The sequence below is a fragment of the Isoptericola sp. NPDC055063 genome (assembly GCF_053608125.1).
The window spans coordinates 35,031-53,702 of record NZ_JBSGUW010000015.1 but is presented as its reverse complement, the minus strand read 5'-3'; the positions used below and the strand labels follow the sequence as shown (position 1 = coordinate 53,702).

The following is an 18,672-nucleotide window of genomic DNA, read 5'->3' as shown; positions in this document are numbered from 1 at the left end:
GCGGGCGTTGGGCCCTGTCTCGGGACCGAGACAGGGCCCAACGCCCGCTCACAGCGCTCCCGGGTGGGTCAGGAGATGATGCGGATGTTCAGGGGGTAGCGGTACGCCTCGTGCCGGTTGACGGCGACGGCCGCGAGGATCCCGAAGACGATGGACAGCACCCACACCGCGGCCCAGAGCAGGAACCCGACGATGATGACGAAGAGGATCACGGAGATCGCGTAGCCGATCAGCAGCGTGATCTGGAAGTTCAGCGACTCCTTCGCCTGGTCGCCCACGTACCGGCTGCGGTCGCGCAGGAACAGCCAGACCAGCAGCGGCGTGAGGAACCCGAGGAACCCGAAGCTCAGCAGGGACAGCACCGGCGGTCCGAGGTGGGCGACCAACGCCCACGTGCGCTCGTCCGACGGCGACAACGGCAGCGGCCCGTACCCGTGCGGCGGGTGACCGGGCGGCGGGCCGTACGGCGGGCAGCCGCCCTACGGGGACCGGCCGTACACGCCGGCGCAGCAGCCGTACGAGGGGCAGATGCCGGACCCGGGCCTGTACCCCGGCACGGAGTACCCGCCGGACCGGTCCGTGGCCGCGGGCCCGCACCTGCCGGGCGGGGACGGCGGCGGGTTCTTCGGCGCCCTGTTCGACTACTCGTTCAGCCGCTACATCACGCCCAGCGTGGTGAGGGTGATCTACATCGTCGTCACGGTGCTCGTCGCGCTCGGCTGGCTCTCGGGCCTCGTCGCGACGTTCTCGCAGTCCATCTGGGCGGGGATCCTCTACCTCGTCTTCGCGTGGATCATCGCGCTGGTGTACCTGGCGCTCGCGCGCATCACGCTCGAGTTCTTCGTCGCCGTGATCTCGGTCTCGGAGAAGGTCAACGCGTACGCGAAGCGGGACGGCGTCTCCTGACGTCGCGCCTCACGCCGTGACGAAGTCGATCAGCTCCTCGACCCGGCCCAGCAGGGCCGGGTCGAGGTCGCGGTAGTCGCGCACGGTCCCGAGGATCCGCTGCCAGGCGCGGCCCACGTCCTCGGTCGACGCCGCCGGCCAGCCCAGCTCGCGCAGGATCCCGCGCTTCCACTCCGTGCCGCGCTCGATCCTCGGCCACGACGCCAGGCCCAGGCGCTCGGCCTTCACCGCCTGCCACACGTCGACGTACGGGTGGCCGAGCACCAGCACGGTCCCGCGCGGCACCCGGCGCAACGCGTCGTCGGCCAGACGGCGCTCCTTCGAGCCGGGCACCAGGTGGTCCACCAGCACCCCGACGCGGCGCTCGGCGGTCGGGGCGAACTCGTCGAGGGCGTCGGCGAGGTTGTCGACGCCGTCGAGCATCTCGACCACCACGCCCTCGACACGCAGGTCGTCGCCCCACACCTTCTCGACCAGCTCGGCGTCGTGCTTGCCCTCCACCCAGATGCGGCTGCCGCGTGCGACGCGCGCCCGCTGGTCGTGCACGGCCACTGAGCCCGACGCCGTGCGCGTCGGTCGTTCCGGGGCGCGCCGGGTCACGGGCGCGGTGAGCTCGACGGGCTGCCCGTCCACCCAGAACCCGGGCCCGAGGGGGAACGACCGGGTGCGGCCGCGCCGGTCCTCGAGCACCACGAGGTGCATCCCGCCCGACTTCTCGACGCGCACGACGGCGCCCACCCAGCCCGAGGTGACCTCCTCGACGACGAGGCCGTGCTCCGCCGCCCGGGGCCGCGAGACGGGCCGTCGGCGGTGGTGGGCGGAGCCGTCCGGCGCGCCCGGGGCGCGGGAGCCGGCGGAGGACAGGACGTCGGAGCCGTAGCGGTCGTGCACGGCGGCGAGCCTACGGTCGGGGCCACGCCGCGGGCGGTCCCGACACGCGGCACGCGCCGCCCGGTCGGGACGGGCGGCGCGCGCGGGGTGGTGCGAGGACGTGCGGGTGCGGTTCAGGCGTGTCGGGGCAGGTGCAGCACGGCAGCCGCGGCGCGACGCCGGGACCTCCGCGGGGCGGGTGCGACGGCATCGTCCCGGAGCGCCCGCCGCGACGCGCGGAGCTCGTGCGCCAGACGGCGCAGCGCGACCTCGCGCTCCAGCTCCTCCTGCCGGCGCTCGAAGAGCATGTCGTACACGTGCGGATCCATGATGGCCTCCCAGCCGGGTGCGGTGACACGGCTAGAGAGGGGGCACCTCGGCGGTCCGTACACGACTGCTCTGGGCATGTGTACAGGTGCGTCGGGCGACGTCGGAGCGGTCGTCCGGAGGGCTCAGGCGGTCTCCGAGCGCGCGACGACGGCCGCCTCGGTACGGCTGGCCACCCCGAGCTTGCGCAGGATGGCGGACACGTGGACCGACGCCGTCTTGCGGCTGATGAACAGGCGCTCGGCGATCTGCCCGTTCGTCAGCCCGTCGGCGACGAGCTCCAGCACCTGTCGCTCGCGGTCGGTGAGCGACCGCCCTGCGCCCGCCCCGTCGCGGGCTCCGTCACGCCGGGCCCCGCGGGCCAGGCCTGCCTCGTCGAGGAGCGCCCGCGCCTGGTCGGCGACGAGCCCGCACCCGATGCCCTCGGCCGCCTCGACCGCGGCCTCGAGGCGCGCCCGGGCGGCCTGGCGGTCGCCCGTGGCGAGCAGGGACTCGCCGTCGCGGAACAGGGCGTAGGGCCGCAGGACGGCGGACCCGTCGGCGGCCAGGACGGCCTCCCAGGACCCGTCGCCCAGCTCGGCGGCGAACACGGCCGCCCACGCGGGGTACGTCGGCCACGACGCGCAGGTCGCGAGCGCGGCCCGGTACGGGGCGGCGTCCACCGGGCGGCCGGCGGCGCGCGCACGCTCGAGCACGCGGGCGGCCACCGCCAGGACGGACAGGCGGTAGTAGGCGGACAGCGAGCCCTCGTCGAGCGCGACGGAGACGAGGTCGAGCGCGTCGTCGAGGTCGTCGCGCAGGAGGGCGAGCTCCGCCAGCGTCCCGGCGACCCGTGCCCGGATCTGCTCCTCCATCCGGCCGAAGCGCAGCCAGGTCGCGCGGTGCGCGCGGGCGCGGGCCTGCGCCGCCTCGACGTCGCCTCGCCACATCGTCAGCCACGTCCACCGCTCGCCCAGGTAGACGGAGTAGTCGCTGACGTCGATGAGCGGTACCGACCGCTCGTACCAGTCCGCGGCGTCCGACCACCGGCCCAGCTCGATCCACGCCTCGGCCACGTTCCCCTCGAGCATGGCGCGGGTGGCCCACCCCGCGCCGAGTGTGCGCGCCAGCCGCGCGCCGGCGTCGGCCAGGGCCTCCGCCTCGGCGTACCGGCCCAGCTTGAGGCGGATGTCCGCGGCGTTCGTGTAGTAGTGGCACTGGGCCCGCCAGTCGTCGCCCGCGACCACGCCCGACAGGTCGAGGTCCTCGAGCCCGCCCAGGTCCCCGCCGTTGATCCGGCCCATGGCCCGCATGTTGAGCGCGAGGGAGGCGTTCCGCGTGTCCCCGACCGCACGTGCGGCGGCGAGCGCCTCGTCGGCGGCCGCGACCGCCGCGGCGTCGCGCGCGTCCATCATCGCGTTGCGGGCCTTGAGCCGGAGCAGGGGGGCCCGGCCCGCGTGGTCGTCCGCGGGCAGCAGGGCCAGCGCCTCGTCGAGCAGGCTGTCGGAGGCGGGGTCGGCCGTCTTGCCGAGGACGTGCGCGAGCGTGGAGAGGGCCTGCGCCCGCCCGGCCGGGTCGTCGGCCGGCCACTCCGCGACGGACTCCCGCGCGAGGCCGGCCGCCCGGTCCACCTGCGCGGCGTCCTGGAGCGCGGCGGCGACGTGGCGCAGCAGCGACGCGCGGTGCTGCCCCGCCACGCCGTCCGCGTCCGGGACCAGGTCCCACAGCTCCAGGGCGCGCTCGCCCGCCGCGACGGCCGTCGACGTGGCGCCGTCCGGCTCCGCCGTCGCGACGACCTGGACCGCGGCGGCCAGCGCGCGGTCGGGCACGCGGGCCCGCCACCAGTGGTCGGCGGCGGCCGCGGCGTCCGCGAGCGTGCGGCCGCCCTCCTCGAGCGCGCGGGCGCACGCGGCGTGCAGGCGGCGCGCCTCCCCGGGGAGCAGCTCGTGGTCGACCGCCTCCTGCATGAGGGCGTGGCGGAACCGGTAGCCGTCGCCGTCGGGCACGAGCACGTGCGCCTCGACGGCCTCGCGCGCGGCGGGCTCGGCGGCGTCGAGCCCGTCCTCGCCGAGCATCGCGGTGAGCAGGGCGTGGGGGGCGTGCTGGCCGGCCGCCGCCACCGTGCGGCAGAAGGTCCGGGCGCCGTCGCTCAGGGCGGAGTAGCGCAGCAGCAGCAGGTCGCGCAGGGACGTCGGCATCGCCTCGCCCGCGAACGCCGCGAGCTCCTCCGCGTAGAACGGGACGCCCTCGGAGCGCTCCGCGAGCTCGCCGAGCACCGGGCCGGGCAGCTCGCGGCCGGGGCCGCGCGTCGTGACGAGGGTCGTGACCAGGCGCGCGGCGTCGGCGGCGTCCAGGCGGGCCAGCTCGACGCGGGCGGCCAGGCGGGAGCGTTCCAGCTCGGCGAGCGTGGTGCGCAGCGGGTGGCGTCGTCCGACGTCGTCGCTGCGGTAGGTGGCGACGACGAGAAGGGTCGAGCGCGGGGCGGTCCGGGCCAGCCGGGCGACGACGGTCCGGGTCACGTCGTCGGACCAGTGCAGGTCCTCGAGCACGAGGACGACCGGCCGCGTCGCGGACACGGTCGAGACGAGGTCGGCGAGCACCTCGGGCAGGCGGCCGTGGTCGACGTCGCGCCGCACCTCGACGAGCGCGGGGGCGAGCGTGCCGAGGGCGTCGGCGGCGGGGCCCGCCGCGTCCAGGGTGGCCTCGGGCCCGAGCGCGTCGACCACGTCGGCGAGGACGCCGGTGAGCGCAGCGTAGGGGAGGGGGCCGGAGCCGGAGTCGGCGCACTGCCCGCGCAGCACGAGGGCGCCGCCCGCGGCGTCGGGGAGCCCGGCGAGCCCGGTCAGGAACTCGGCCACGAGCCGGGTCTTGCCGATACCCGCCTCGCCGCCCACCACGACCGTGCCGCCGGAACCGTCGAGGGCTGCGGCGAACGCGTCGCGGAGGGCGGCGAGCTCGGCCTCGCGACCGATCATGGGCGGTCGGGATCCAGTGGTGGGGTGCGGCCCGAGGGCCGACCCGGTCGAGGTGGCGGGCACCTCGTCATCGTGCCAGGCCGGCGCGCTGTCCGCCGGGGTCGCACCGACCGGCGAGACGTGCTCCTCGCCGGGTGCCACGGCCGCGGTCACAGCGTCCAGGACCGGCTCGTGCCCGCCGTCAGGAGGCCCCACACGCGGCGGTCGGCCCGGCGGCGGGCGGCCACACGGCCGCGGCCGCGGCGGTCGCCGCCCGTCAGGGCCTCCCGACGCTCGACGTCCCGCAGGAGCGTCTGCTCGGCCTCCGCCTCGCGGAGACGGAACTCGTCGTAGTACAGGAACTCGTTCATCACGGATCTCCTTCGCCCGAAGCCCCGGTGGCTGCCGGTGGTTCCACCCTCGGCTCCTGAGGTACGGCGGCGGATCGGTCAGGTGCCGCATCTTCGCGGCGGGGGGTACCTCAGACGCCGCCGTAGGTACCTCAGACGGCGGCCGGGGCGTGCCGGGCGGGTCGCCCGCGGACCTGTCGTGACCCCGCGTAGGATGGCACTCGGGATACGAGAGTGCTAAGCGTGCGCGAGGCGAGGGAGGACCGTGAGCGAGGAACGTCGGCTGGCCGTGCTGCGCGCGATCGTGGAGGACTACGTCCACACGCGCGAGCCGGTGGGGTCGCGCGTGCTCACGGAGCGGCACGGCCTCGGCGTCTCGCCCGCCACCATCCGCAACGACATGGCCGCGCTCGAGGAGGCCGGGTACATCGCCCAGCCGCACACCTCGGCCGGCCGCATCCCCACCGACAAGGGGTACCGGCTCTTCGTCGACCGCCTCGCGGAGGTGCGCCCCCTGACCAGCCCCCAGCGGCGGGCCATCGAGACGTTCCTGTCCGAGGCGATCGACATGGACGACGTGCTCGGCCGCGCCGGGCGCCTCATCGCCCAGCTCACGGGGCAGGTCGCCGTGGTCCAGTACCCGTCCCTGCGCGTGTCCGGGCTGCGGCACCTGGAGCTCGTCCCCGTCGGGGGCGCGCGCCTGCTGGTCGTCGTGATCACGGACACCGGCCGCGTGGAGCAGCGCTTCCTCGACGTCGGCGCGGGGCCGGGGGCCGAGCCCGCCGTCGTCGCGGTGGACTCGCCCGCCGGGCCGGCTCCCGACCCGGGGGCCCTCGACGAGGGCACGCTCGGCGAGCTGCGCGGCCGCCTCAACGCGGCCGCCGCGGGGCGGCGCCTCACGGACCTGCCGGAGGCGTTCGCGCGCGTGGTGGCAGGGCTGGACGCCGAGCTGGCCCCGCTGGCCCGCGGGATCGCGGACCTGGTGGTCGACACGCTCGGCGCGCAGCGCGAGGACCGCATCGTCCTCGCCGGCACCGCCAACCTCGCCCGCGCCGAGATGCGCTTCGAGCAGGGCCTCAGCCCGGTGCTCGAGGCCCTCGAGGAGCAGGTGGTGCTGCTCGGGCTCCTCACCGAGCTGGCCACCGAGCCCGCCCCGGGGTCCGGCCCCGGGGTCGGCATCCGCATCGGCCACGAGAACCGCCTCGACGGCCTCACCGAGACCTCCGTCGTCGCCTCCGGCTACGGCAGCGACGGCGACACGGTGGCCATCCTGGGGTCCATCGGCCCCACCCGGATGGACTACCCGGGCACGATCGCCTCGGTGCGCGCCGTCGCCCGCTACCTGTCCCGGGTGCTGCCCAGCTGACGGCCCCCGGCGAACCCTGACCCACACGACCTGACCGTGCACGTCACCGACACGTCACCGAAGAGAGACCTGTGACCGACTACTACGAGATCCTGGGCGTCCCCCGCGACGCCTCGGCCGAGCAGATCAAGAAGGCGTACCGCAAGCTCGCCCGCGAGCTGCACCCCGACGTCGCCGGCGAGGCCGGCGAGGATCGCTTCAAGGACGTCGCCCGCGCCTACGAGGTGCTGTCCAACCCGGACAAGCGCCAGCAGTACGACATGGGCGTGGACCCGAGCTCGCCGTCGGGTGGCGCGGGCGCCGGCTTCGGCAACGGGTTCGGCTTCCAGGACATCTTCGAGACGTTCTTCGGCGGCGGCGGCCAGCCCGCCGGGCCCGTGCCCCGCGCCCGCCGCGGCCAGGACGCCCTCGTGCGCATGGACATCGACCTCGCCGAGGCCGCGTTCGGCGCCAAGCGCGAGCTGCAGGTGGACACCGCGGTCGTGTGCGGCACCTGCGGCGGCAACGGCTGCCGCCCCGGCACCGACCTCAAGACCTGCGACGTCTGCCAGGGCCGCGGCAACGTGCAGCGCGTGGCGCGCTCCTTCCTCGGCCAGGTCATGACGACCGCGCCCTGCGCCGCCTGCCAGGGCTTCGGCACCGTGATCCCCGAGCCGTGCGCCGACTGCTCCGGCGAGGGGCGCGTGCGCTCGCGCCGCACCCTCACGGTCAACGTGCCGGCCGGCGTCGACACGGGCACGCGCATCAAGCTGACCTCGCAGGGCGAGGTCGGCCCCGGCGGCGGCCCCGCCGGCGACCTGTACGTCGAGATCCGCGAGAAGCCGCACGACACGTTCGTGCGCCGCGGCGACGACCTGCACTGCACCCTGCAGGTGCCGATGACGGCGGCCGCGCTCGGCACCGTCCTCGACCTGGAGACCCTCGACGGCCAGCAGGAGATCGACCTGCGCCCGGGCACCCAGCCGGGGCAGGTCGTGACGCTCAAGGGCCTCGGCGTCGGCCACCTGCACGCGGGCGGGCGCGGCGACCTCAACGTGCACGTCGAGGTCCAGGTGCCCTCCGGCCTGGACGAGGAGCAGACGGAGCTGCTGCGCTCGCTGGCCGCGCTGCGCGGCGAGGAGCGCCCCGAGCCGCGGCTGACCGCGGCGCACCCGGGCGTCTTCTCGCGGCTGCGGGACAAGCTGAGCGGCCGCTGACGTGAGCGCCCCCGTCTTCCTCGCCGACGGCGGCGCGCTCGGCGCGCTGTCCGCGGGCGACGTCTACGTGCTCGACGGCGCGGAGGGGCGGCACGCGGGCGTCGTGCAGCGCCGGGGTCCGGGGGAGCGGATGGACGTCGTCGACGGCGCGGGCACGCGGCTGCGCTGCGTGGTCGACGCCGTCGAGGGCGGCGAGGTGCGACTGCGCGTCGACGAGGTGGTCGCGGAGCCCGCGCCCGCCGTCATGCTCACGCTGGTGCAGGCGCTCGCCAAGGGCGACCGGGACGAGCTGGCCGTGGAGGCCGCCGTCGAGGTCGGGGTCGACGCCGTGGTGCCGTGGCAGGCCGACCGGTCCGTCGTCGTGTGGCGCGGGCAGCGGGCCGCGAAGTCGCACGCCAAGTGGGTCGCCACCGTGCGCTCGGCCGTGAAGCAGGCGCGCCGCGCGTGCCTGCCGCCCGTGGCGGAGCCGGTCACCACGCGCCAGCTCGCCGCCCGCGTCCGCGAGGTCGTCGCGGCCGGCGGCGGCGCCGTCGTGCTGCACGAGGACGCGACGACGCCGCTCGCGGGGGTTGCGCTGCCCGTGCCGTCGTCGGACCCGTCGGCCCCGCCGGCCCTGCTCGTCGTCGTCGGGCCGGAGGGTGGTATCTCCGACGCGGAGGTGGCCGCGCTCGAGGAGGCGGGTGCCGTGACCGCGCGGCTCGGCCCGCACGTGCTGCGCACGTCCACGGCCGGTCCGGTCGCCGTCGCGCTGCTCAGCGAGCGGCTCGGGCGCTGGGCCTGACCGGGCGGGGAGGCGGCCCGGCGCGGTAACGTCCGGGGCATGACGAGCGCCACCACCGACTGCCTGTTCTGCAAGATCGTCGCCGGCGACCTGCCCGCGGACGTGGTCGCCACCTCGGACTGCGTGATCGCGTTCCGCGACATCGACCCGAAGGCCCCGGTGCACGTGCTGGTGGTGCCGAAGGAGCACCACGGCGACGTCGCGACGCTCGCCGCCGCGGACCCGGCCCTGCTGGCCGAGGTGGTCGGGCTGGCCGACCGCGTGGCCGGCGACCTCGCCGACGGCCAGTACCGCTTCATCTTCAACTCCGGCCCCCGCGCCGGGCAGAGCGTCTTCCACGTGCACGGCCACGTGCTGGCCGGCGCGAAGCTCGGCTGGACCCCCGCCTGAGGTAAACCGCGTGCCGGGGCGGGCGCCCGCTCGATAGACTCGTGTCGCCCACGAACTCGTCTCGCGAAGGAGGGCCCCGGCGCAGCCGGCCCCATGACATCGACACCCCACGCCGCCTCCGGCACCCCCGGCGCGTCGGCCGCGCACGCCGAACGGTCCACCGAGCACCGCATCGTGGTGCCCACGCACGTACCGATGGTGGCCCTGCTCGGCAGCAGGGACTCCGTGCTGCGGGCCGTCGAGGACGGGTTCCCCGGCGTCGACGTGCACGCGCGCGGCAACGAGATCGTGGTGAGCGGCCCCGCCGGCGAGGTCGCCCTCGTCTCCCGCCTGCTGGACGAGCTCGTCGAGGTGGTCGAGTCGGGCACCCCGCTGACCCCCGAGGTCGTGGCGCGCTCGGTCCAGATGCTCACGGCGGCCTCCGCGCAGCGACCGGCCGAGGTGCTCACGTTCAACATCCTGTCGAGCCGCGGCCGCACCATCCGCCCCAAGACGGTGGGCCAGAAGCACTACGTCGAGGCGATCGACGCGAACACGATCACGTTCGGCATCGGCCCGGCGGGCACCGGCAAGACCTACCTCGCGATGGCCAAGGCCGTGCAGGCGCTGCAGGCCAAGCGCGTGAACCGCATCGTCCTCACCCGACCGGCGGTCGAGGCGGGGGAGAAGCTCGGCTTCCTGCCCGGCTCCCTGAGCGACAAGATCGACCCGTACCTGCGGCCCCTGTACGACGCGCTGCACGACATGATGGATCCCGACGCGATCCCGCGGCTCATCGAGGCCGGCACGATCGAGGTGGCGCCCCTCGCCTATATGCGCGGAAGAAGCTTGAACGATTCTTTTATCATTCTTGACGAGGCGCAGAACACCTCCGCCGAGCAGATGAAGATGTTCCTCACCCGCCTCGGCTTCGGCTCGACGATGGTCATCACCGGCGACGCCACGCAGGTCGACCTGCCCGGCGGCACGACGTCGGGCCTGCGGGTCGTCGAGGACATCCTCACCGGCGTCGACGACGTCGAGTTCTGCCGGCTGACCTCGGCGGACGTGGTGCGGCACAAGCTGGTCAGCGACATCATCGACGCGTACGCGCGGTGGGACGTCGCGACGGCGCGACCGGACCAGGGACGACAAGCACGACAGGGCCGCGGCCCGCACGAACGAGGGGCACGCAGGTCATGAGCATCGAGGTCGCAGCGAGTGGACGGGGCGAGCGCCCATGAGCATCGAGGTAGCCAACGAGTCGGGCGTCGAGGTCGACGAGGCCGAGTTCGCGGCGCTGGGACGGTTCGTGCTGGACGCGCTGCACGTGCACCCGCGCAGCGAGCTGTCGATCATGTTCGTCGACACGACGGTCATGACGGAGCTGCACGTGCAGTGGATGGACGAGCCAGGGCCCACGGACGTGCTGTCGTTCCCGATGGACGAGCTGCGCCCCGGCCGCGAGGACGAGGAGACGCCGCCCGGCACGCTCGGCGACGTCGTGCTCTGCCCGGAGGTGGCGGCCCAGCAGGCGAAGGTCGCGGGCCACTCGACGGCGGAGGAGCTGCTGCTCCTGACCACGCACGGCATCCTGCACCTGCTCGGCTACGACCACGCCGAGCCGGAGGAGGAGAAGGAGATGTTCGCGCTGCAGCGACGCCTCCTGCTCACGTTCCTCGCCGGTCGGTGACGGACCGGGTGATGGACCGGGGGACCCGCTGATGGACGGACCCGAGCTGCTGCTGGCCCTGGTGGCGCTGGTCGCGCTCGCCCTCGCGGGGATGCTGTCCGCGGGCGAGGCCGCCGTGCTGCGGATCACGCGCACCTCGGTGGCGGACGCCGTGATCGACGCGGAGACGTCCGAGGAGCTCACGACGACCGCGCGCCGCACCCGGCTCGCGCGGCTGCGGGCCGTGCAGGGGCTGGTCGTGGACCCGCCGGCGTCCGTGGCGGCGTTCGCGCTCGTGCGCGTCTTCGCCGAGACCGTCGCCCTCGCCGCGGCCACCCTGATGATCGCGGACTGGTTCGACACCTGGTGGCAGGTGCTGCTGGTCGCCGCGGTCGTGGGCCTCGCGGCGGGCGTCGTCTTCGTGCGCCTGAGCCCGCGCGCCCTCGGCCTGCGCCGCCCGCTCCCGGTGCTCCTGGCCCTGGCGGGCCCGCTGTCCGCGGTGCACCGCGGCGCGGCCTGGCTCACCGACCGCACCAGCGAGCGGGCCGCGGGCCGCGCCGCGGAGCGCGACGGCGAGCACGACCCGGGCGAGGACGCGCTGCGCGAGGTGGCCGAGCGCGTGCGCGACAACGACGCGATCGAGGACGCCGAGCGCGAGCTCATCCGCTCGGTCGTCGAGCTCGGCGGCACCCTGACCCGCGAGGTGATGGTGCCCCGCACCGACATGGTGACGGTGACGGCGGCGACGCCGCTGCGCAAGGCCATGCGGCTCTTCCTGCGCTCCGGGTACTCGCGCGTGCCCGTCGTCGGCGAGGAGGTCGACGACCTCGTCGGCGTCGCCTACCTCAAGGACGTCGCGCGGGTGCTGGAGAACGAGCCCGGCGCGGGCTCCCGGCCCGTGGTCGACGTCGCTCGCGACGCCGTGTTCGTGCCCGAGTCGAAGCCCGCGGACGAGCTGCTGCGCGAGATGCAGGCCTCCCGCTCCCACATCGCCCTCGTCGTGGACGAGTACGGTGGCATCGCCGGCCTCGTCACCGTCGAGGACGTCATCGAGGAGCTGGTCGGCGAGCTGACCGACGAGCACGACACCGCGCCCGTCGTCGAGCCGGAGGACCTGGGGGACGGCACGTTCCTCGTCTCCGCCCGGATGCCCGTCGACGAGCTCGGGGAGCTGTTCGACCTGCGGCTCGACGACGACGACGTGGACACCGCCGGCGGCCTGCTCGCCAAGGCGCTCGGCAAGGTGCCGCTCACCGGCGCGACGGCCGACGTCGGCGGCCTGCACCTCGTGGCCGACCGCGTCGAGGGCCGGCGCAAGCAGCTCGCCACGCTGCGCGTGGAGCGCGCGGCACCCACGGACGACGACACAGCAGCGGGCGACAGGTTCGCACCGCCAGACCAGAAGGAAGCCCACGCATGACCACCGAACCCGCGCGCCCCGGCGACGCCCCGCACCGCTCCGGCTTCGCCTGCCTCGTGGGGCGGCCGAACGTCGGCAAGTCGACGCTCACCAACGCCCTGGTGGGGGAGAAGGTCGCGATCATGTCGGCGCGGCCGCAGACCACGCGGCACACCATCCGCGGCATCGTGCACCGCGACGACGCCCAGCTCGTCCTGGTGGACACCCCCGGGCTGCACCGCCCGCGCACGCTGCTCGGCGAGCGGCTCAACACGCTGGTGCAGGACACGCTCGGCGAGGTCGACGTCATCGCGTTCTGCCTGCCCGCCGACCAGAAGATCGGCCCCGGCGACCGGTACATCGCGACCCAGCTCGCGCCGCTCATGGAGGGCCGGCGCGCGGTGCCCGTCGTCGCCGTCGTGACCAAGTCCGACCTGGTCGACCGCGGCCGGTTGATGGAGCACCTCCTGGCCGTCGACGAGCTCGCGCGCTCGATCGACCGCGACTGGTCCGCCATCGTGCCCGTCTCGGCGCGCGACGGCTACCAGGTGGACGAGCTCACCGACGTCCTGGTCGCGCACCTGCCCGAGGGGCCGGAGCTGTACCCCGGCGGCGAGCTGACCGACGAGCCCGAGCAGGTCATGGTCGCCGAGCTGGTGCGCGAGGCCGCCCTGGAGGGCGTCCGCGACGAGCTGCCGCACTCCCTGGCCGTGGTGGTCGAGGAGATCCTCGAGCGGGAGGGCACCGGCGACCCCGCGAAGGGTCGCCCGCCGCTGCTCGACGTGCGGGTGAACCTGTTCGTGGAGCGGGAGAGCCAGAAGGCGATCGTCATCGGGAAGGGCGGGTCTCGCCTGCGCGAGGTGGGCACCACCGCCCGCAAGGGGATCGAGAAGCTGCTCGGCACGCGGGTGTACCTCGATCTGCACGTCAAGGTCGCCAAGGACTGGCAGCGCGACCCCAAGCAGCTCCAGCGCCTGGGGTTCTGACCGGGGTACGGGGGACGTCCTCCGAGGCCGCGGGGGATTTCCGGGCCGTCCGCGCCGTGGGCGCCGAGTAGCATCGCCACGTGGTGTTCCGGACTATTGCGACGACGGCGGCGATCCTGGTGGGCCTGGCACTGACCGGGGCGGTGGCCGGCCCGCAGTGGGACCCGGTGCCCGTGACCGACCATCTCGTCCCCGCGACGTCCGACACGTCGATCGGCGGCGTGGACCCGGCCGCCGACATCGGCGAGGTGGGGGAGTTCGAGGTCCGCGAGACCACCGTCACGATCCCGCTCGACGGCGTCGTCGTGCAGGGCCTGCTCCGCCAGCCCCTCGGCGAGGACGGCGCGCCCCTGGACGACCGGCCCGGCGTCGTCTACGTGCACGGCGCCGGCACGGGCAAGTCCACGGTCGCCTTCATCGAGTCGGCCACGGCCCTCGCGAGCGCGGGCGTCGTCACCCTGGTGCCCGACAAGCGCCTCGACACCTACACCACCCGCGACCGGGACTACGTCGCGATGGCGGGCGACTACGAGCGCTCGGTCCAGCTCCTGCGCACGGTCGACGGGGTGGACCCGGACCAGGTGGGGGTCTACGGCGAGTCCGAGGGCACGTGGATCGTGCCGGTCATGCAGGCGAAGGACCCGGAGATCGCGTTCACCGTCCTGGTGTCCGCCCCCGTCGTGCCGCCGCGCCAGCAGGCCGCCTTCGCCGTCGACAGCTACCTGCGCAACACCGGCGTGCCCCAGCAGGTGTTCCGCGCCATCCCGCGGGCGGTGGGCATGCAGCTGCCCGGCGGCGGGTTCGAGTACGCCGACTTCGACGTGCGCCCGTGGCTCGAGAAGCAGACCGCGCCCGTGCTCGTGGTCTACGGCACGGCGGACCCGTCGATGCCGATCGAGCAGGGCGCCCGGCAGGTCATCGCCGACACCTCCGTGAACGGCGACGACGCCCCGGTGACCGTCCGGTACTACCAGGGCGCGAACCACGGCATCAACGTGCCCGTGGACGGCGAGTTCCACCTGCACCCCGACTTCGCGCGGGACGTGGCCACGTGGATCCAGGGGATGCCGGGCACGGCCAGCGCCCCGCCGCGCGTCGCCGGCGACACCCCGAACCAGCTCTACCTCGCCTCCGCGGTGCCGCAGCCGTTCTGGTGGGGCAACGGCGACATCGTCGTGGGCACCGTGATCGCGGGCATCGGGCTGCTGGTCCTCGGGCCGCTGGTCTGGGCGGTGCACGCGCTCGTGCGGCGCGTCGTGCTGCGACGCTCGACGACGACGGCGCCGCGGCTCGCCCGCGGGCTGCGCTCGTCCCTGCTGGGGCTCGGTCTGGGCGCCGTCGCGACGATGGCGGCGCTCGTGTTCTATCTCGTCTCCGTCGCACGGCTGGCCCTGGACTACGAGCGCGACGGCCTCGTCGTGCAGGGCGGGTGGATCGTCGTGCGCCTGCTCGGCGTCGCGACGGCGGTGGCCGGGGCGCTCGTGATCCGGCGGGTGTCCGACGCCCGCGCCGCCCGCCGAGGCGGCGCGGACGTGGCCGTCGCGCAGGGCTGGCCCGCGGTCGTGACCTTCTGGTGCACCCTGGCCGGTTCGCTCGTCCTGCTGTGCACCCTGGCGTACTGGGGTGTCTACCAGCTCGGCATCTGAGCCGGCACGGGTCGCGGCGCGGGCGGTGTGACCAACCCGCCCGCGCGGGACACGACGCCGGGGCGCTGAGTCGGGTAGAAACGGGACTGAGGCGTGCCCCCGCCGCCGCCCGCCCCCGGAGCACCATGGAGACGCCCGCATGACCGATCCCGGAACCACCGACGCCGCACCCGAGCAGGAGCGCTCGCCGTTCGGCGGGGTGCCGGTCCGTGAGCTCGTGCGCGACGTCGTGGCGGCGTTCGCGCTGCTCGTCGCGCTGCCGCTCCCGTGGGACCACGCGCACCGCGGCAGCGACCGCCTCGAGATCGTGCTCGTCACGGTGCTGGCGCTCCTCGCGGTCGCCGCCCCGTACCTGCGCCGCGGCGGCATCGGGCCCGCCGGCTGGGACGTCCTGACCGCGCGCCGCACCGTCGCGATCGCCTGCGTCCCGTACGCGGTCGTCGCCCTCGTGTACCTCGTGCTGGACGCGACGGCGCCCGCCGACGCCGCGGGCGGGGTCGGGGCCGGCCTCGCCGTCGGCCTGGCCGGCGCCGCGCTCGCGGCGGCGAGCCGCTGGGTGCACCTGCCGGCCGTGGTCGCCGGGGTGGTCGCGCTCGGCACCCTCGCCACGCCGGTCGCCTCGCTCCTGCAGGGAGCCGCCTGGACCACGACCGTCGTCGGCACCCTCAACGCCCTCGTGGTGCTCGGCGTCCTGTGGTTCACGGTCGGCACCTACCTGCGCTCGGGCGACCTGTCCGCCGGCTACGTGCTGCTCGCCCTGGGCGGCGCGGTGGCCCTCGAGCTCGTCCTGTTCTCCGGCGGCAACCTGCGCCCGTGGTTCGAGAGCGTGCACGAGCAGCGCCTCGGCCTGCTCCTGCTGCCCGTGGTCGCCGCCGTCACCGCGCGACGCATCGTCGACGACGGCGCGCGCACCGCCGACGAGCCCGACGACGTGCGCGCGCGGCGCTGGGTCGCCGTGGCCGAGCGGGCCCTCGGCCTGGTGGCGCTCGTCGCGGCGTTCGTGGCGCTGGTGGCGCTGGTCCGGATCATCGACGACGGCGTCGCCGTGGCTCTCGTGCTGCGCCTCGTCGTCGGGGTGCTCATGGTCGCCGTGGCGTTCGCCGCGCGGCGCTCCCTGGCCCGCGACCCGCGCTCCGGCCACGTCACCGCCGTCGGCGCCGCCTGCGTCCTCGTCGTGCTGGGCCTGGTCATCGTCGTCGCGCGCGCCGGGCTGGGCACGCAGTCCAACGTGGAGGAGCTGCTGGTCGCGTTCGGGCTGCCCGGCGTGGCCCTGGCCGTCCTGCTGGTGCCGCCGTCGGTCCGCGAGCTGGTCGCCTCGGCGCCGGAGGCACCCCGGGCCTCGGAGGCCCCTGGAGCCTCGGGCGCGGTCGGTGAGCCCGCCGCCCCGGAGCGCACCCTCGACGAGGCCGTGCCGGTCGCGGTCGTCGCGCCGTCGACCGCCGCCCCGGACGCGGCCAGGCCGGCGTCAGCGCCCTCCTCCGCGCCCTCCTCCGCACCCTCCTCCGCAAACTCCTCCGTGGCGCCGACGGCGCGCCCGGCCTCGGCCCCGACCGCCGCGACCCGGCCCGCGCCTGCCGGCCGCCCGATCGACGCGACCCAGCAGATGGAGCCGGTGCGCGCCCAGCAGGCGCCGGACTCCACCCAGGTGCTGCCGCCCGTGCAGGCGCCCGCGGCCAAGGCGCCGGCGGCGCCCGGCTGGAGCGCCGCCCAGGCGATGGACCCGGCCACGCCGCTCGCCGACCTGGCGCGGATCGCGGCGGAGGCGCCGTACCTGCGGTCGTACGTCGCGGCGAACCCGTCGACGTACCCGGCGCTGCTCGACTGGCTCGGCGCGCTGGGCGACCCGGCCGTCGACGCCGCTCTGCGGTCACGGCGCTGACGGGCCGTGTCGAAGGTGTACCGTGGCAGCGTGCATCGCACGGTGAGCCTCCTCCTTCGGTGCCGCGGCGGGGCCCTCTAAGGCCGGACCCCCCGTCGCGGAGGTTGTGGCGTGCCGGCCGACTGGTCACGACCGCCGGTCCCGAACCCGGGACCACGGTCACCGAGCCCCCACCGAAGGACGCGACACCATGACCCACCACCCCGACGGCATCGCCGGCGCCAACCCGCAGCGCCCCTCCGGGATGCCGTACACGCGCTACGTCCCCTTCCACGAGCAGATCCGCGTCGACCTGCCGGACCGCACGTGGCCCGACCAGCGCATCACCAAGGCCCCGCGCTGGTGCGCCGTCGACCTGCGCGACGGCAACCAGGCCCTCATCGAGCCGATGGACGCCGAGCGCAAGCTGCGCATGTTCGACCTGCTCGTGCAGATGGGCTACAAGGAGATCGAGGTCGGCTTCCCGTCCGCATCGCAGACGGACTTCGACTTCGTCCGCCAGCTCATCGACACGGGCCGCATCCCGGACGACGTGGTCATCCAGGTGCTCACCCAGTGCCGCGACCACCTCATCGAGCGCACCTACGACGCGATCCGCGGTGCCAAGCAGGCGATCGTGCACATCTACAACTCGACGTCGATCCTGCAGCGCGAGGTCGTCTTCCGCAGCGACATGGACGGCATCGTCGACATCGCCCTGCAGGGCGCGCGCCTGTGTCGCAAGCTCGAGGAGACCATCCCCGAGACGACGGTCTACTACGAGTACTCGCCCGAGTCGTACACCGGCACGGAGCTCGAGTTCGCCGCCCGCATCTGCAACGAGGTGCTGGAGGTGCTGGAGCCCACCGCCGAGCGGCCCGTGATCATCAACCTGCCGGCCACGGTGGAGATGGCCACCCCGAACGTCTACGCCGACTCGATCGAGTGGATGAACCGGAACCTGGCATTCCGCGAGCACGTCGTGCTGTCGCTGCACCCGCACAACGACCGCGGCACCGCCGTCGCGGCCGCCGAGCTGGGTTACCAGGCCGGCGCCGACCGCATCGAGGGCTGCCTGTTCGGCAACGGCGAGCGCACCGGCAACGTCGACCTGGTGACCCTGGGCATGAACCTGTTCGGCCAGGGCATCGACCCGCAGATCGACTTCTCCGACATGGACGGCATTCGCCGCACCGTGGAGCACTGCAACCAGATCCCGGTGCACGAGCGGCACCCGTACGTGGGCGACCTGGTCTTCACCGCGTTCTCCGGCTCGCACCAGGACGCGATCAAGAAGGGCTTCGAGCACATGGCGGCCCGCGCCGTGGACGAGGGCAAGGCCGTGGACGACCTCACGTGGGGCGTCCCGTACCTGCCGATCGACCCGAAGGACGTGGGCCGGTCGTACGAGGCCGTGATCCGGGTGAACTCGCAGTCCGGCAAGGGCGGCATCGCCTACCTGCTGTCCACCGAGCACTCGCTGGACCTGCCCCGTCGCCTGCAGATCGAGTTCTCCGGCGTCGTGCAGCACTACACCGACGCCGAGGGCAGCGAGGTCACGGGCTCCGACATCTGGCGCATGTTCAGCGACGAGTACCTGCCCGTCGAGGAGCACGACGCGCGGGGCCTGGAGCCGTGGGGCCGCCTGCGCCTGCGCGAGACGCGGACCACGTCGGCCGAGGGTGGCGCCACCGCGCTGGCCGTCGACGTTGTCGACCACGGGCAGGCCGTGACCCTCGAGGGCACCGGCAACGGCCCGCTCGCGGCGTTCGTCGACGCGATCTCGAAGGTCGGCGTGGACGTGCGCGTGCTGGACTACGCCGAGCACGCGCTGTCCGAGGGCGGCGACGCCACTGCCGCGGCCTACGTCGAGTGCCAGGTGGGCGACGACGTGCTGTGGGGCGTCGGCATCGATCCGTCGATCACCACCGCGTCGCTCAAGGCGGTCGTCTCCGCCGTGAACCGCGCCGCCCGCGGCTGACCGGTCCTGCGAGTTGTCAGGGCCAGGGCGGG

The 18,672-nt window shown here is 74.8% G+C and carries 17 protein-coding genes; 12 read left to right on the top strand and 5 right to left on the bottom strand.

The window, feature by feature from the left end; all coding sequences use genetic code 11:
* Nucleotides 1–68 precede the first annotated feature (68 nt).
* Complete coding sequence (locus ACWF41_RS17775; RefSeq protein ID WP_452182965.1) at nucleotides 69–416, bottom strand: DUF4870 domain-containing protein; 348 nt, start codon at nucleotides 414–416, stop codon at nucleotides 69–71.
* A gap of 112 nt (nucleotides 417–528) precedes the next feature.
* Here ACWF41_RS17775 and ACWF41_RS17770 point away from each other — a divergent pair, with 112 nt between their 5' ends.
* Complete coding sequence (locus tag ACWF41_RS17770; RefSeq protein ID WP_452182963.1) at nucleotides 529–906, top strand: DUF4282 domain-containing protein; 378 nt, start codon at nucleotides 529–531, stop codon at nucleotides 904–906.
* Nucleotides 907–915: 9 nt separating this feature from the next.
* Here ACWF41_RS17770 and ACWF41_RS17765 read toward each other — a convergent pair whose 3' ends face one another.
* From ACWF41_RS17765 to ACWF41_RS17750, 4 genes are all read right to left on the bottom strand, one after another.
* Nucleotides 916–1,797 (bottom strand): DUF3097 domain-containing protein, encoded by an 882-nt coding sequence (locus ACWF41_RS17765; RefSeq protein ID WP_380321675.1) that lies wholly within the window; start codon nucleotides 1,795–1,797, stop codon nucleotides 916–918.
* 113 nt (nucleotides 1,798–1,910) lie between these two features.
* Nucleotides 1,911–2,105 (bottom strand): hypothetical protein, encoded by a 195-nt coding sequence (locus tag ACWF41_RS17760; RefSeq protein ID WP_380321678.1) that lies wholly within the window; start codon nucleotides 2,103–2,105, stop codon nucleotides 1,911–1,913.
* Nucleotides 2,106–2,228: 123 nt separating this feature from the next.
* Nucleotides 2,229–5,120: an ATP-binding protein gene (locus ACWF41_RS17755; protein ID WP_380321681.1), complete on the bottom strand. Its 2,892-nt coding sequence runs from the start codon at nucleotides 5,118–5,120 to the stop codon at nucleotides 2,229–2,231.
* 86 nt (nucleotides 5,121–5,206) lie between these two features.
* On the bottom strand, nucleotides 5,207–5,407 hold the full coding sequence (locus tag ACWF41_RS17750) for a hypothetical protein (protein WP_380321684.1): 201 nt from the start codon (nucleotides 5,405–5,407) through the stop codon (nucleotides 5,207–5,209).
* 244 nt (nucleotides 5,408–5,651) lie between these two features.
* On the opposite strand from ACWF41_RS17750, the gene hrcA reads away from it, so the two are divergent.
* The 11 genes from hrcA (at nucleotide 5,652) to leuA (ending at nucleotide 18,640) form a co-directional block, all read left to right on the top strand.
* Nucleotides 5,652–6,752, top strand: coding sequence for a heat-inducible transcriptional repressor HrcA (gene hrcA / locus ACWF41_RS17745; RefSeq protein WP_380321687.1), 1,101 nt, complete (start codon nucleotides 5,652–5,654; stop codon nucleotides 6,750–6,752).
* A gap of 71 nt (nucleotides 6,753–6,823) precedes the next feature.
* A complete protein-coding gene (gene dnaJ / locus ACWF41_RS17740) occupies nucleotides 6,824–7,948 on the top strand; it encodes a molecular chaperone DnaJ (RefSeq protein WP_380321690.1) in 1,125 nt (374 codons plus the stop codon).
* A 1-nt stretch (nucleotide 7,949) separates the two neighbouring features.
* A complete protein-coding gene (locus ACWF41_RS17735) occupies nucleotides 7,950–8,729 on the top strand; it encodes a 16S rRNA (uracil(1498)-N(3))-methyltransferase (RefSeq protein WP_380321693.1) in 780 nt (259 codons plus the stop codon).
* A gap of 39 nt (nucleotides 8,730–8,768) precedes the next feature.
* Nucleotides 8,769–9,119 carry an HIT domain-containing protein gene (locus ACWF41_RS17730; RefSeq protein ID WP_380321696.1) on the top strand — a complete coding sequence of 117 codons (351 nt, stop codon included), beginning with the start codon at nucleotides 8,769–8,771 and terminating at the stop codon, nucleotides 9,117–9,119.
* A gap of 93 nt (nucleotides 9,120–9,212) precedes the next feature.
* Entirely contained in the window at nucleotides 9,213–10,301 is a 1,089-nt protein-coding gene (locus tag ACWF41_RS17725; RefSeq protein ID WP_380321699.1) for a PhoH family protein, read from the top strand.
* A 37-nt stretch (nucleotides 10,302–10,338) separates the two neighbouring features.
* Nucleotides 10,339–10,791 carry an rRNA maturation RNase YbeY gene (ybeY, locus tag ACWF41_RS17720; RefSeq protein ID WP_380321702.1) on the top strand — a complete coding sequence of 151 codons (453 nt, stop codon included), beginning with the start codon at nucleotides 10,339–10,341 and terminating at the stop codon, nucleotides 10,789–10,791.
* A 31-nt stretch (nucleotides 10,792–10,822) separates the two neighbouring features.
* Nucleotides 10,823–12,190, top strand: coding sequence for a hemolysin family protein (locus ACWF41_RS17715; RefSeq protein WP_380321705.1), 1,368 nt, complete (start codon nucleotides 10,823–10,825; stop codon nucleotides 12,188–12,190).
* A complete protein-coding gene (era, locus tag ACWF41_RS17710) occupies nucleotides 12,187–13,155 on the top strand; it encodes a GTPase Era (RefSeq protein ID WP_380321708.1) in 969 nt (322 codons plus the stop codon). Before ACWF41_RS17715 ends, era begins: the two co-directional genes overlap by 4 nt.
* An 80-nt stretch (nucleotides 13,156–13,235) precedes the next feature.
* Nucleotides 13,236–14,801, top strand: a complete 1,566-nt coding sequence (locus tag ACWF41_RS17705) for an alpha/beta hydrolase family protein (RefSeq protein WP_380321711.1) — start codon at nucleotides 13,236–13,238, stop codon at nucleotides 14,799–14,801.
* A 139-nt stretch (nucleotides 14,802–14,940) separates the two neighbouring features.
* Entirely contained in the window at nucleotides 14,941–16,680 is a 1,740-nt protein-coding gene (locus tag ACWF41_RS17700; RefSeq protein WP_380321714.1) for a DUF7937 domain-containing protein, read from the top strand.
* 190 nt (nucleotides 16,681–16,870) lie between these two features.
* A complete protein-coding gene (gene leuA / locus ACWF41_RS17695) occupies nucleotides 16,871–18,640 on the top strand; it encodes a 2-isopropylmalate synthase (protein ID WP_380321717.1) in 1,770 nt (589 codons plus the stop codon).
* Nucleotides 18,641–18,672: the final 32 nt, after the last annotated feature.

Bases quoted from the DNA above. Each gene is read 5' to 3' on its own strand.
- ACWF41_RS17700 (WP_380321714.1), top strand. From the start codon at position 14,941: ATGACCGATCCCGGAACCACCGACGCCGCACCCGAGCAGGAGCGCTCG.
- era (WP_380321708.1), top strand. From the start codon at position 12,187: ATGACCACCGAACCCGCGCGCCCCGGCGACGCCCCGCACCGCTCCGGC.
- ACWF41_RS17715 (WP_380321705.1), top strand. From the start codon at position 10,823: ATGGACGGACCCGAGCTGCTGCTGGCCCTGGTGGCGCTGGTCGCGCTC.
- ACWF41_RS17730 (WP_380321696.1), top strand. From the start codon at position 8,769: ATGACGAGCGCCACCACCGACTGCCTGTTCTGCAAGATCGTCGCCGGC.
- ACWF41_RS17725 (WP_380321699.1), top strand. From the start codon at position 9,213: ATGACATCGACACCCCACGCCGCCTCCGGCACCCCCGGCGCGTCGGCC.
- ACWF41_RS17770 (WP_452182963.1), top strand. From the start codon at position 529: ATGCCGGACCCGGGCCTGTACCCCGGCACGGAGTACCCGCCGGACCGG.
- ybeY (WP_380321702.1), top strand. From the start codon at position 10,339: ATGAGCATCGAGGTAGCCAACGAGTCGGGCGTCGAGGTCGACGAGGCC.
- ACWF41_RS17750 (WP_380321684.1), bottom strand. From the start codon at position 5,407: ATGAACGAGTTCCTGTACTACGACGAGTTCCGTCTCCGCGAGGCGGAG.
- leuA (WP_380321717.1), top strand. From the start codon at position 16,871: ATGACCCACCACCCCGACGGCATCGCCGGCGCCAACCCGCAGCGCCCC.
- ACWF41_RS17760 (WP_380321678.1), bottom strand. From the start codon at position 2,105: ATGGATCCGCACGTGTACGACATGCTCTTCGAGCGCCGGCAGGAGGAG.